The organism is Bacillus horti, from assembly GCF_030813115.1.
Classification (GTDB): Bacteria; Bacillota; Bacilli; order Caldalkalibacillales; family JCM-10596; genus Bacillus_CH; species Bacillus_CH horti.
In genome coordinates this window covers 381,464-394,272 of sequence record NZ_JAUSTY010000001.1, presented here as the reverse complement: position 1 = coordinate 394,272, position 12,809 = coordinate 381,464, and the positions used below count along the sequence as shown (strand labels likewise).

Here is a 12,809-nt window from a genome sequence, read left to right as displayed (position 1 = left end):
ATGAATTGAATGATATATGCAAATATTTAATAAATTTACATTTTTAACTTTAATAAAGTTGTGCATCGGTATAAATGTATAGGGGCCGTCCCAAAGTAAAGAAATCTACCTGTGGAACAGCCCCGATGTTCTATGTTACCTGCATTATTTATTAAAGCTGCTGATTAATAGGTCATTCTATATGTGATATTAACAGATCAAACTTTCTCGTGTTCTTATATAGAATTCACTGATAGAATTGGTGTAAGATAATGTACGATACTAGTTTTTTCTTATATGAAAGTTTGCAAAAGGTAGGGAAGGAAAATAGAAGTGGAAAATACACAAACAAATCATCCTGGCTACCGCTTTTGGGTGCTAGTGGTTATGGTAGCAATCGCTGGATTTGCTCAAGGGATGCTGCTCCCTCTCTTAGCGATTATGCTTGAACAAATAGGAGTTCCTCCGTCCTTAAACGGATTAAATGCAGCGGCGCTATATATCGGGGTTTTGCTTATTGCTCCATTTATTGAGCAACCTGTTCGACGCTTTGGGTATAAGCCTGTAGCTGTTGCTGGTCTGTTCCTTATGATCGTATCTATTATTCTATTTCCATTTTGGCAGGTATTTTGGTTTTGGTTTATGCTCAGAATCATAGTGGGAATAGGGGATAATATGCTTCATTTTGCTACACAGGTCTGGATAACCTCCACAAGCCCGGAGGATAAAAGAGGTAGGAATATCGCTATATATGGGCTATTTTTTGGCTTAGGATTTGGCATAGGACCGTTAATGACTCGACTTCTAGAGGTAAATGAGTTTCTGCCTTTTATCATAGCTACAGGAACGAGTTTATTAGCTTGGCTGTTTCTACTTGGCTTACGAAACGAATATCCAGATAATGAGATTACAACCGCTTCTAAGCTAGGAACATGGTCAAAATATAGAAGAGTTCTACGATTATCTTGGTTTGCTTTATTACCAGGCTTTGGCTATGGTTTCTTAGAAGCTTCTCTGCATGGCAGCTTTCCTATCTATGCTCTCAGAGTAGGGATAACGATAGATTGGGTATCTATCCTGCTACCAGCTTTTGTTGCAGGAAGTATTGTAACGCAGCTTCCTTTAGGAATGCTGAGTGACCGTGTGGGGCGTAAGAAGATTTTATTAGCTATTATTTGCTTAGGATTTCTCTTTTTCGGAGCAGCTAGCTTCGTAGAATCAAACATGATTCTTCTTTTGACTCTATTTGCTTTAGCAGGTGGATGTGTAGGCTCATTATTCTCTCTTGGGATTACATATATGGCTGATTTGTTACCCAAAAGCTTACTCCCTACCGGGAACGTAATGGCAGGGATCAGCTTTGCCCTTGGAAGTATTTTTGGACCACTAATGGGAGGAATAACACTTGAGTGGTTTGAAAAAGGAAGTATTTATTTGACCATCTGTGGTATGTTACTTTTTCTACTCATGGCTGGAGTTGTTTTTAGAGAACAAAAAGAAGCATCTAACCAGCGAGTAACAGAATAATACTTGATAGAAGGTAGTCTAATAGTTTAACAACAGACCATCTAAACAATAGACAATATATCTACTAAAATTACAGGAGGGAAACATGCAGATTAAAGGTGTATTACACGGACTGAAACATAGCTACAACGACCCTCTACACTATAGTGTGAAATTTCAAGAAGAGGAACTACCCTTAAATGAATGGCTTGGGTATACGCTGTCCGTTCAATATGAAGGGAAAATAGAGTGCATTCATTGTGGTAGGAAATCCAATAAATCTTTCAATGGGGGGTATTGCTACCCATGCTTTAAGAAGCTACCTGAGAATGATTTATGTATTGTAAAGCCTCATGAATGTCATTTTGACCAGGGAACCTGCCGTGACCCTGAGTGGGGAGAAGCTCATTGTATGATCCCTCACTATGTCTATTTAGCTATTAGTAGTGATATTAAAGTAGGGCTGACCAGGAAAAACAATCAGCTTAAGCGTTGGGGTGATCAAGGGGCAGTGATGGCCGTGCCTATTGCCGAATTACCAACTCGTAAAATGGCTGGTGAGCTAGAGGTCGCTTTAAGTGAGCATGTTCGGGATAAAACGAATTGGAGAAAAATGCTACAGGGAGATGTCCCAGACTTAGATTTACTAGCCTTGCGTGCAGAAATTCTAGAGTATGTACCAGAGGAATTCCAGGGGTTTATCTTAAGAGAAGAGGAAATGGTCGAGTTTACATATCCACAGCTTGAAGCGATAGATAAAATTAAATCCTATAATTTAGATAAGCAGCCTTTGTTTGAAGATCGTTTGATCGGAATAAAAGGACAGTACCTGATTTTTCAGCACGGTGTAATTAACATGAGAAAGTATGCAGGCTATCATATCTCTATAGAAGTTTTCCGAGATGCTCAGTCAGCTTAAGCAATAATAGACCCCTTCTTAACTATACTAGTAGAGAAGGGGTTTCAATTATGAGGCAGAGAAGGAGTTTCAATTATAAGGTAAGGAGGTGGATTCATATGAAAAAAATCACGATGGGGTTCGTGTTAATCGTATTATTCTTAAGTGGTTGTTCGGAGGATTTCCCTGGGCAGGGAATGACATCTAAAGGATACATTGTCGATAAAGAAGAGCAGAGGATTTTAGTAATGACTGATATAACGGAAGATGAAATGAACTCAATGTCTGTAAATGATCTGCTGGTGGAAAGGAGACAGGCAGTGTGGATAGATGTTCCTAAAGATCTATCACCAGCAATAGAAAGTCTAAATATAGGAGACAAGGTCTCCGTATTACATGGTAATGTTGATGATTCATATCCTTTGCAGACAACAGCTATTGAAATTGAAATCGTAGAAAGGTGAATTAGGTTTCACTCTTGGTAGCAAGCCTCCATTGGAACTACAGTAAACTCGACATAAGAGTATTATTAATGACTACCCCCTTTTTAAAATTTAAAAAGGGGGTTTTAAATAATAAAAATTAGGTCTTAAGTAATATTCACTCCTCAATTGAAGCTAATAAACATGCTCCTTTGGTAAGCCGAAGCCTTAATTTCTCTATTTTCCTATTATTCAATAAGTATCTGTTCATTGCGTATCCTCTATTATTCAAGGAGTTCCATCACTTTTTTCAGAGTAATATGCTATACTTTTAGTAGAAATAAAACGACGAAGATCAGACTAAGAAGAAGGGATGACATGGCCGTACAAAAGACACTCTTCCTTTTAGCCGTCACTCTTGTAGGGCTACTTTTTACACTACTAAAAGTTCCTGCAGGCTGGCTAATTGGAGCTTTACTAACGGGAATTTTTTATCGTTTATGGATTGGAAAGTTACAATTTTCGGACTCTGTGTTTAAGCTTGCCTTAGCTCTAGTTGGTGTCAATATTGGGTTTATGATGAACATGAGCTTTTTCTCTAACCTGCTGCATTTTTTTCTTCCTTTATTTGTTGCAATCGGCTTGTTATTAGCAGCTGGGATTGTATTTGGACATTTGCTACATAGGCTGACAGGCTTGGACTCTGTGACAAGCTTTTTTTGTTTTATCCCTGGGGGGGCGTCTGAAGCGGTAGCAATAAGTCAAGAATACGGGGCAAATGAGCCTATTGTAGCTGCGTTTCACTCGACAAGAATCTTTTTATATGTTCTTACCATTCCTATACTTGTAGGAATAACAAATCCACTTCCAAGTAAAACAGGACTTAACCTTAGTGATTACTCTATTACTTTTACTGAAGTACTAGTCATAGGAGTTATTATTATACTTGCTATCTACCTTTCTAAGCTGTACAAGCTTCCAGCCGGTACACTCCTTTATGCCATGCTATTTGGTTTTTTGTTGAATCAATTTGTCTTAGATATTGATAACCCACCATCCTTAATTGTAGCCATAGGGCAGCTTTTATTGGGCGGAATTATTGGCTTAAGATTTACTCGTGAAACGTTCAAAAAGCTGAAGCAGGTAGGAAAGTATGGGATTCTCCTGCTGTTCACTTTTTATGGATTTAGCTTTGCTGTTGCATATCTATTTACCGTTTCATCTCCCTTAGATTTTCTCATGAGCTTACTAAGCTCGGTGCCTGCGGGAGCGGCAGAAATGGCTTCAACTGCCTATTTTCTACAACTAGATGCGTCACTTGTGGCGAGCCTTCAATTAACGAGATTAATTACCATCTTTATTATGATGCCCGTGTTAGCCCATTTGCTTTTTAGAGCTAGAGCTCGTAAGCAGTAAATAATAAATGAAGATACAGCTTTTACAATTTTTAGATTAAATATTATAATATTCTTAAATTACCAAAGCTGTGCTCGTTTGCAGAAGGAGGATACGTATGAAGAAAGCTGTATCCTACCCGTATTATACAGCCTTAAGTCTATTTTTTGGATTTTTATTTGTTTTGATTACAGACTTTATTCTTACTAGAAATATGTCCAATATAGTGACTTTTCCTTTAATAATCATAGGGTATCTATTTTTGGGAGAGACGATGCAACAGGTGGTTTTAAAAAGGGTATCCAACAAAAAAGGTAAGCTATCCCTGAGTATGTGTATGATTTTTTCAATCGTCATGAGCTCTATTTTAGCTTTCTAAGTGAAAGGAAAAGGCTGGATAAGGCTCCTATTAGCCTTTTATAGTAATCTCAACCTAGCCTTTGTTCAATTTAATCTATATAATGAAGCATAGAGAGCTTAAAATATGCAATATGCTTGCTATAGACTGATATAGCAAGATACATATCCAAATAGGTCTCATTTTAGTAAATGGAATGAGGAAAAGGGAAGCTGGTGTAAGTCCAGCGCGGTCCCGCCACTGTAAACGCGAAAAGGCGACGAAAAAACCACTGTGAACCTCATGGGAAGGGAGTCAGCCTTGATGATGCGTAAGTCAGGAGACCTGCCTATTTGGCATAGGGTCTTAAGTATCCTTCGAGGAAAAGGAAGCTTAAGCTAGAAGCAGCAAGGCAGTCAACGAGACTGTTGCCTAAACAAACCATGGCTATATTCCTTATGTGCAGGATAAAGATAAGGGACAAGGTTACCGGTTAACATTAGGTCTGTGTGCTGTATTCATTAGCTGGAGCACCTTTTCATTGGAAAGGTGTTCTTTTACTATCAGACTTTTTTAATTCAGAGGTTGATAGTATAAGAAAAGCTTGTATAGAAGTCTTCTCGAAGAGGTTGTCTAGTCCATCATTAGAGGAAGCTTTTCTAATGAGCTCTATACCAATAAATGAATCAACCTAGAGGGAACCAGTAGGAGGAATGAAAACATGGAATCGTGGAAACTATGGAAAAAATGGGGCTTGCTTAGCCTAGTTCTTATCGTTTGTTTGACGTTAGGATTAGTAGCATGTGGTACAGATAACGCTGATCCAGCACCACAGGGTAATCAAGAGGAAATAGAGGGAGAAGAAGCTCCTAGCACAGAAGGTGAAGCTGAGGGGGAAGAGGCTGGCGACAATGAGCCTAGCTTTCCCATTACAATTACAGATGGTTTAGGAAATGAAATCACAATTGAGGAGCAGCCAGAAACGATTGCTTCTGTTTTTCCAAGTAATACAGAAATGGTTTATGCGTTAGGCTTGGGTGAAAAAGTGGTTGGAGTTTCCGTTTGGTGTAATTTCCCTGTTGAAACCCAAGATGTTGCTAAAATAGGGGATATGGAAATGAATGAGGAGGAAATCCTACTTCTTTCACCTGACCTATTATTGATTTCTCAATCTCAATATAATCAGCAGGTTGAAGCGGTTCAGCGTTTTGAAGAAGTTGGCATTCACGTTATAGCGGTACAGGATGCTTCCAGTTTTGCAGATGTATATGATACATTTCGTCTAATTGGGCAAGCCACTGGAGCTGTTACAGAAGCTGAGGATATCATTGCTGAGATGGAGGAGCGTTTAGCAGCTGTAAAAGAAAAAGCAGAGGCTGTTACGGAACCAAAACGAGTTTGGATTGAGGTATCTCCTTCGCCAGATATTTTTACAACAGGGAAAAACACATTTATGGATGAGATGTTGCAAGTCATCCAAGCGGTGAATATAGCTGGAGAACATGAAGGCTGGGTGAGCTTGACGGAGGAAGAGATTATTCAGCTTAATCCCGATGTGATTATAGCAACGTATGGTAGTTATATGGATGTTGAAGAAGAGGTTATGAATCGTTCAGGGTGGGGAGAGGTGCCCGCTGTGAAAAATGAACAAGTATTTGAGGTGGATGAGGATACAGTAACACGTTCAGGTCCACGTTTAATTGATGGGGTGGAGACACTTGCCAAGCATATTTACCCGGAAATCTTTGAATAGAATTATTTTACTTTATGTTTGCTGTGGAGGGCTTGTTCTTGTAACAAGCCTTCTTGGATTATTTTATAGTAGTGTCACCATCCCAATGAAGGACATCGTGCATATTCTTTTAGAAAAGAGTGTTGGACTTGGGTTGGGATTAGAGATAGAAAAACAGGTAGCCATGATTATCTGGGAAATTCGTCTTCCACGGGTTATTTTGGCAGGTATTGTAGGAGCTTCATTAGCTCTTGCAGGAGCGGCATTCCAGGGGCTATTACGTAATCCCTTAGCTGATCCATATACGATTGGTGTTTCATCAGGAGCAGCGTTAGGAGCAGTAGCTGTCATATTTTTTCAAATCACTTTGGTTGGTCTACAGGGCTTTACCCTTCCTTTATTTTCAATTGCGGGTGGTTTTTTTACGCTACTGTTGGTTTACAGCTTAACACGTCTTTCAGGGCGAGGGATGGCGGTACAGACTATCATTCTGGCGGGCATTATTATTAGCTCGTTTGTAGGAGCTTTTATCTCATTAATTATTGCTCTTAGTGGGACAGAACTACGCCAGATCATTTACTGGATTATGGGTAGTGTAGGGATGAGGGGATGGAGCTATGTTGGCTTGGTACTCCCTTTCTTTTTACTCGGGGCTATTGTTATCATTTGGCACTATCGTGAATTGAACACACTCGCATTAGGAGAGGAAGCAGCTCGTCATGTTGGGGTCAACGTGAATCGGAAAAAGATTTATATTTTAATTGGAGCCTCCCTTTTGACGGGAGGGGCTGTAGCTGTTTCAGGAATGATTGGATTTGTAGGGCTTGTTGTTCCCCATCTTGTACGACTGGTCATTGGTCCGAACCATAAGCATGTTTTACCTTTGTCTGTTCTTGTTGGTAGCTCTTTTCTTATTCTCGCAGATCTTCTTTCTAGGACAATTATTGCTCCTCAGGAGTTACCTATAGGGGTCATTACGGCTTTGATTGGTGCCCCAGTTTTTGCTTACTTATTGATTAGAAACCGCAGTGGAAGGAGAGTAAGGATGTGACGGACTCCAAGCGTTTACCATATACTAAGGAACAGCATGGAAAGGTAGGTTCTCCTTTATCTTCTCCTGTGTCCCCTTCAATGAATGCTGTTTTACAGCTTAATCAGCTATCAGGGGGCTATGACGATCAACTTGTTGTTAAAGAAATTTCCTTTGAAGTTCTAGAAGGTGAATTTCTCTCATTAATTGGTCCCAATGGAAGTGGTAAATCTACGGTTTTAAAGCTGGTCACAGGACTCTTACCTATTCATTCAGGAGAGGTTCATCTATTTGGTCGTCCATTATCAAGCTATTCAACGGTTGAAAAGGCTAGAGTTATATCTGTACTCTCTCAGGAGGAGCAGGTTAGCTTCGACTTTACCGTTGAGGAGATTGTTCAGTTAGGAAGGTATCCTTTTCAACGGGGCTGGTTCCAGACGTATACGAAGAAGGATCAGAAACAAGTGGATGAGGTGATGGAGCTTACGAATGTTGCTGCTTTTAGAGATATTCCCTTTCGCCTGCTAAGCGGTGGAGAGAAGCAGAGGGTTTTGTTAGCTAAAGCATTAGTTCAAGAGCCTAAGCTTCTCTTTTTAGATGAGCCTACGAACCATCTAGATATTCACCATTCCTATGAGCTTTTGCAGGTTTTAAAGGAGTGGCAGAAAACAAGGAAGCTAACTGTTCTAGCAATTCTTCATGACTTGAATTTAGCAGCACTTTACTCAGATCGGATTGTCCTTTTAGATGCTGGTACTGTGAAGGAGATGGGTGAACCTAACTTACTCAAAAATAGTAAGCAGCTTGAAGAGGTCTATCAGGTCCAGGTGCAAGCTACCACCCATCCTGACGTAGCTAAGCCACAGGTTTATTTATCTACTCAAAATCATATTTCAAAGCAAGAAAAAGCGTTAGTAGAGATGTATAGCATTCAGCAGGTTGAAGAACTACTCCATATTAAGCTTGACCAGCCTTTCCGGACGATATCCAATGCCGTTTGGGGAGAAGGGATACAGTGGGCGCAGGATTACTGCAATTTTTATGTGACTAAGGATTACGTTTGCTCTGATCCTCAGGAGGATGTTTCAAGCTGGATGATGGAAAAAGGGATATTACCTAATCAGGCGATTGGGATGATGACGGCTGTTCCACTTAAGCATGCTGTTCATTGTACGAGAAGCTTTCACGGCGTTTCCTTTGCTGCTGTTGTTACAGCAGGAGTGGGGAACCCTGTGGATATTATTGGGGATACAGAACCTCAACAGGTGAGAAGGGCAGGTACGATTAATGTGTTTGTTTTTGTGGATGCCCATCTATCTGATGGGGCTCTGGTTAATGCTAGTTTGTCTGCAACGGAAGCCAAAACAAAAGCACTAGCTGCTCACCAGATTAAAGATAAACAAACGGGGACACTAGCTACTGGTACAGCTACTGATAGCTTATGTATAGCAAGCTCTCAAAGAGGAGAGCGAACAGCCTATGCTGGTTCAGGTACAATTATTGGTAAAGGGATCGCTCAGGTCGTTTATGAAGCAACCTATCAGGCGATAGAAAGATACCTAAAGGGCAATAGGTAATGATCAGCTGATTGTCTCCACAATTTAAAAAGTGTACGCTTGCTATAGGAATATGAAAGGGTATACAAAACTTATTAAATCAATTGGAAGGAGCGTAGCTATGAAAATCTACACGAAAACGGGTGACCAAGGAAAAACGAGTATTATTGGTGGTCGTGTGAACAAGGACGATATTCAGGTTGAGGCATACGGTACGGTTGATGAGGCTAATAGTCAAATTGGTGTGGTTGTTTCCTTGCTACCGGTGGAGACCAAGGAGCTAATCGCTGAGCTTGAGAATATTCAGCATGAGCTATTTGATTGTGGTAGCGATTTAAGTATGAAGGCAGGAGCTGAGGAGAAGTATCCCTACAAGGTTCATGAAGAGATGGTCACGTTTCTTGAGCAACGTATTGATGAGTACGTCCAAGAGGCTCCAGAGCTGGAGAGATTCATCTTGCCAGGTGGAACCACGGCAGCGGCACAGCTTCATTTGGCTCGGACTGTCGTTCGCCGAGCAGAACGCTGTGTGGTAACTCTAACTCAACGTCAAGCTGTGAACCCTTTTGTACGACAATATTTGAATCGGTTATCAGATTACTTATTTGCCTTAGCACGGGTGATAAACGTAAGAGCTGGTCGACAGGATGTAGAGTATGTACGAGGAGCCAAGGTCTTCCGGAGTGAGGAGAAAGAGTAGCTTATTAGGCAAGTAATTTATAGCCTATATTGGGTTAGTAGAGGAATAATTAAATAAAATGATAAAAGAAAATCATTATGAGCTTCAGAGCTTGTGGAGTGGGGAGAGTTCTCGTAATGTGATAAAATACAGGTAGACACAGCAGAGAAAGGAGCATGAAAGATGGCAAAGCTAACAGCCTATTTATACCCTAAGTGTGGGACATGCAGACAAGCTAAAGCATGGCTCGGGAATCAAGGATATGAAATTAATGAAATTAATATTGCCGAGGATCCTCCTACTAAGGAAGAGCTGAAAAAGCTATGGTCTCAATCAGGAGAAGAATTAAAGAAATTCTTTAATACAAGTGGAATGAAATACCGTGAATTAGGGATTAAGGATAAATTACCAAACTTATCGGAGGATGAGCAGCTTGAGCTATTATCCTCAGACGGAATGCTCATTAAGCGTCCAATTGTGACCGACGGCTCTAAGGTAACCATTGGTTTCAAAGATAATCTATTTGCAGACGCTTGGGGAAAATAGTATGATAGTATCGAAGATGAAGAGATATTGATGGAGGGATGAGTTGTGAACTTACCAAAAGAGCTTAAATATAGTGAAGAACATGAATGGGTACGAGTAGAAGGAAATAAAGCATACATAGGGATTTCTGATTTTGCTCAATCTGAGCTAGGAGATATTGTTTTTGTAGAGCTTCCAGAAGAAGGAGACGAAGTAGAGCAGGATGGCTCTTTCGGTAGCGTTGAATCGGTAAAAACCGTTTCTGAACTCTATTCTCCTGTAAGCGGCAAGGTTCTTGAAGTTAACGGAAATCTTGAGGATTCTCCTGAGCTAGTGAACGAAGCTCCTTATGGGGACGGCTGGATGATCGTCGTTGAAATGTCTGATGAAAGTGAATTGGACAACCTTATGTCTGCTGAAGACTATGAGAAGATGGTATCTCAAGACTAAGACGAATTAAGCTATTCAAATCATAGGAGACAATGCTATCTCCTAGTAAAATTAAAAACAGACCCGAGTAATGGATGAGTTTAATCCTTGCTCGGGTCTTGCTATTAAGGCTCTAACGGTCATAAGTATACCTTAGAGGCGCTTTTTCGAACTCCAAAACTTCTAACGGTCATAATTGTATCTTAGCGGTTCAAATGGGTTCAATAGCTTTAAATTTTCATTCTAAGGGTAGAATATGTCCGTTAGAATTCAAATCAAGGATAAAACCTCATCTAACAGTCAAATATGTCCGTTACAGGCTGCATGAAAGCAGATTAGAATCCACCTAAATCAACAGCAGAATCAATAACCTCTTGAGGAACTACAATCTCATCTACACCATTAAAGTTAGAGAATGTGGCATCTACTTTTTGCTTAATTCTTACCGTTTCACCATCTGCTGTAATAGTGAAATCCATATCCATCACTAGCTCAGTCTGATAATATGTTTCTTTATCAATCTTAATTTCATAATCAATCTGATGAATCTCAATATCCTCTAACGCTTCAGCCAGCAATTCGTCTCCGCCAGTAACCTCTTCCAGTGTATCCATGATTAGTGCTTTGAATTTATCTCCAGAAGCAGATAAGGTTAATACGTAGAAATCTCCTTCTTCAGCATAGCTGAAATCATCAACGAACTCAGCAAGTCTTTCAAGCTCTTCCTGTGGATTTGTCTGCATAGATTCTAAATCCATTAGATCTCCAAACAGCTCCTCAGGCATATTCATCCACATCCCTGATTCACTGTCGGACATGTACACGCCTTCCTCTGTTAAATACATTTCCATCTCCATAGTCCCTTCACCAGGAACTGACATATTCATGACTTGGTGCATACTTAGAGGAACAAGGACAAGATCCCCTGTCATTGATGTACTTGTATTTAATACTTCATCTCCAAATGGGATTTCTTGCTCCATATCCATACTCATACTATAGCTGTTAACGCTCTCCATAGCATTAACCGATTTTTCAAATACTTCCTGGGCGTTTTGAACATCGCTGCTATCAGCTTCTGTCCCACAAGCAGCAAGTACTAGCACACTGGCAGCTAAAGTCAAAATCAACATCCATTTTTTCATAACCTTTTTTCTCCTCCAAACGTTTGTTTATCCTAATTAAGGACTGAAAATAAGAAATAACTAGTCTTAGCTACAGCAGCTTATAAGCTAAGAATTAGTTATTCTACTCTCATACATACGAAACACATCAAGCAAGGTTTCATGTATTCAATTTTCTTTACCCATCTATTCTATACTAATAACCCAGGAAAATCTAAGTTTTAGCTATCATGGTATCAAAATGGGGAAATATACCCATGTCCACCATCCTAATACTGAATATACTTTTTATAAATTTCTGGACGACGATCCTGCATCGTTCTAACCGAGCCTTTTTCAGGGAGGTCTTTTAACAGGTCTAAATCAATGTCTCCTGTAATAATCGATTCGATGTTAGGCTGACCTTTGGCGATAATCCCCTTAGGTGGAAAGACGGTATCACTTGGAGCAATAATAGCTGCTTCTCCATAGTTCCCCTCCATATATTGAACGTTCGGTAGCCAGCCTATTGTTCCTGTATGCACAACGTACACCTGGTTCTCTATCGCTCTAGCGTGACAGGAAAACCGCACACGGTGGAAACCGTGCTCATCATCCGTACAGGAAGGGCAAAAGATGATCTTAGCACCCATATCACTGACGATTCGTGCTGCTTCTGGAAACTCAATATCATAGCAGATCAGAATCGCTACTTTACCGTGAGCCGTATCAAACACCTTGAACTCCTCACCCCCATGGACAAACCATGCTGATTTTTCATAAGGAGTTAAATGCACCTTCGGCTGACAGTCATAATGCCCGTTTGGATGAAAAAGATAGGACATATTGTACATTTTTTCATCCTCTGTTTTAACCATATGTGTTCCAGCAACTATATATAATCCTGTTTCTTGAGCGAGCTCTTGAAACAGTGTAATGTAACGTTCTGTAAATTCATGCAACAAACGAATGGTTGTTTGCGGATCCCTGCGTGGAAAAAAGCTAAGGAGCTGCAAGGTAAACATCTCAGGTAAAAGGACAAACTGGGAGTCCCAGTCCCGTGCTGCACGAACATAACTTGAAACCTGATCAGCAAACTGATCAAATACGGTAATCGGTCTCATTAAATGCTGAACCGCCGTAATTCTAAGCTTGGTCATAAAATCCCTCCTAACTGCATCATCTAGCCTATTCTAACAGAGATTGCATGGGAGTGCT

The 12,809-nt window shown here is 40.2% G+C and carries 13 protein-coding genes and 1 riboswitch; of the genes, 11 read left to right on the top strand and 2 right to left on the bottom strand.

The features are described from left to right. The first annotated feature begins 312 nt into the window (after window positions 1-312). The 11 genes from J2S11_RS01820 to gcvH all read left to right on the top strand — a co-directional run bounded on the left by J2S11_RS01820 (window position 313) and on the right by gcvH (window position 10,509). The gene (locus J2S11_RS01820) at window positions 313-1,506 is read left to right on the top strand and encodes an MFS transporter (RefSeq protein WP_307390091.1); all 1,194 of its coding nucleotides are present in this window, start codon (window positions 313-315) and stop codon (window positions 1,504-1,506) included. Between the two features lie 85 nt (window positions 1,507-1,591). Beyond that, window positions 1,592-2,404: a DUF2797 domain-containing protein gene (locus J2S11_RS01815; RefSeq protein WP_307390089.1), complete on the top strand. Its 813-nt coding sequence runs from the start codon at window positions 1,592-1,594 to the stop codon at window positions 2,402-2,404. A 98-nt stretch (window positions 2,405-2,502) separates the two neighbouring features. Further along, window positions 2,503-2,847 carry a DUF3221 domain-containing protein gene (locus J2S11_RS01810; protein ID WP_307390086.1) on the top strand — a complete coding sequence of 115 codons (345 nt, stop codon included), beginning with the start codon at window positions 2,503-2,505 and terminating at the stop codon, window positions 2,845-2,847. 336 nt (window positions 2,848-3,183) lie between these two features. Further along, window positions 3,184-4,221: an AbrB family transcriptional regulator gene (locus J2S11_RS01805; RefSeq protein WP_307390083.1), complete on the top strand. Its 1,038-nt coding sequence runs from the start codon at window positions 3,184-3,186 to the stop codon at window positions 4,219-4,221. A 97-nt stretch (window positions 4,222-4,318) separates the two neighbouring features. Continuing rightward, complete coding sequence (locus J2S11_RS01800) at window positions 4,319-4,579, top strand: hypothetical protein (protein WP_307390081.1); 261 nt, start codon at window positions 4,319-4,321, stop codon at window positions 4,577-4,579. 136 nt (window positions 4,580-4,715) lie between these two features. Continuing rightward, window positions 4,716-4,904, top strand: a riboswitch (cobalamin riboswitch). Window positions 4,905-5,258: 354 nt separating this feature from the next. After that, a complete protein-coding gene (locus J2S11_RS01795) occupies window positions 5,259-6,290 on the top strand; it encodes an ABC transporter substrate-binding protein (RefSeq protein WP_307390078.1) in 1,032 nt (343 codons plus the stop codon). After that, on the top strand, window positions 6,256-7,320 hold the full coding sequence (locus tag J2S11_RS01790; RefSeq protein ID WP_307390075.1) for a FecCD family ABC transporter permease: 1,065 nt from the start codon (window positions 6,256-6,258) through the stop codon (window positions 7,318-7,320). The genes J2S11_RS01795 and J2S11_RS01790 overlap by 35 nt, the downstream gene beginning before the upstream one ends. Next, window positions 7,317-8,876: an adenosylcobinamide amidohydrolase gene (locus tag J2S11_RS01785; RefSeq protein WP_307390072.1), complete on the top strand. Its 1,560-nt coding sequence runs from the start codon at window positions 7,317-7,319 to the stop codon at window positions 8,874-8,876. The genes J2S11_RS01790 and J2S11_RS01785 overlap by 4 nt, the downstream gene beginning before the upstream one ends. 100 nt (window positions 8,877-8,976) lie before the next feature. Further along, the gene (locus tag J2S11_RS01780; RefSeq protein WP_307390068.1) at window positions 8,977-9,555 is read left to right on the top strand and encodes a cob(I)yrinic acid a,c-diamide adenosyltransferase; all 579 of its coding nucleotides are present in this window, start codon (window positions 8,977-8,979) and stop codon (window positions 9,553-9,555) included. A gap of 162 nt (window positions 9,556-9,717) precedes the next feature. Next, the gene (locus J2S11_RS01775; RefSeq protein ID WP_307390066.1) at window positions 9,718-10,080 is read left to right on the top strand and encodes an arsenate reductase family protein; all 363 of its coding nucleotides are present in this window, start codon (window positions 9,718-9,720) and stop codon (window positions 10,078-10,080) included. A gap of 45 nt (window positions 10,081-10,125) precedes the next feature. Beyond that, complete coding sequence (gcvH, locus tag J2S11_RS01770) at window positions 10,126-10,509, top strand: glycine cleavage system protein GcvH (RefSeq protein ID WP_307390063.1); 384 nt, start codon at window positions 10,126-10,128, stop codon at window positions 10,507-10,509. Window positions 10,510-10,823: 314 nt separating this feature from the next. On the opposite strand, the gene J2S11_RS01765 is transcribed toward gcvH, so the two are convergent. Both J2S11_RS01765 and J2S11_RS01760 read right to left on the bottom strand, forming a co-directional pair. After that, window positions 10,824-11,633, bottom strand: coding sequence for a DUF6612 family protein (locus J2S11_RS01765; protein ID WP_307390059.1), 810 nt, complete (start codon window positions 11,631-11,633; stop codon window positions 10,824-10,826). Between the two features lie 248 nt (window positions 11,634-11,881). Beyond that, window positions 11,882-12,751 (bottom strand): carbon-nitrogen hydrolase family protein, encoded by an 870-nt coding sequence (locus tag J2S11_RS01760; protein ID WP_307390056.1) that lies wholly within the window; start codon window positions 12,749-12,751, stop codon window positions 11,882-11,884. Between the last annotated feature and the right edge of the window lie 58 nt (window positions 12,752-12,809).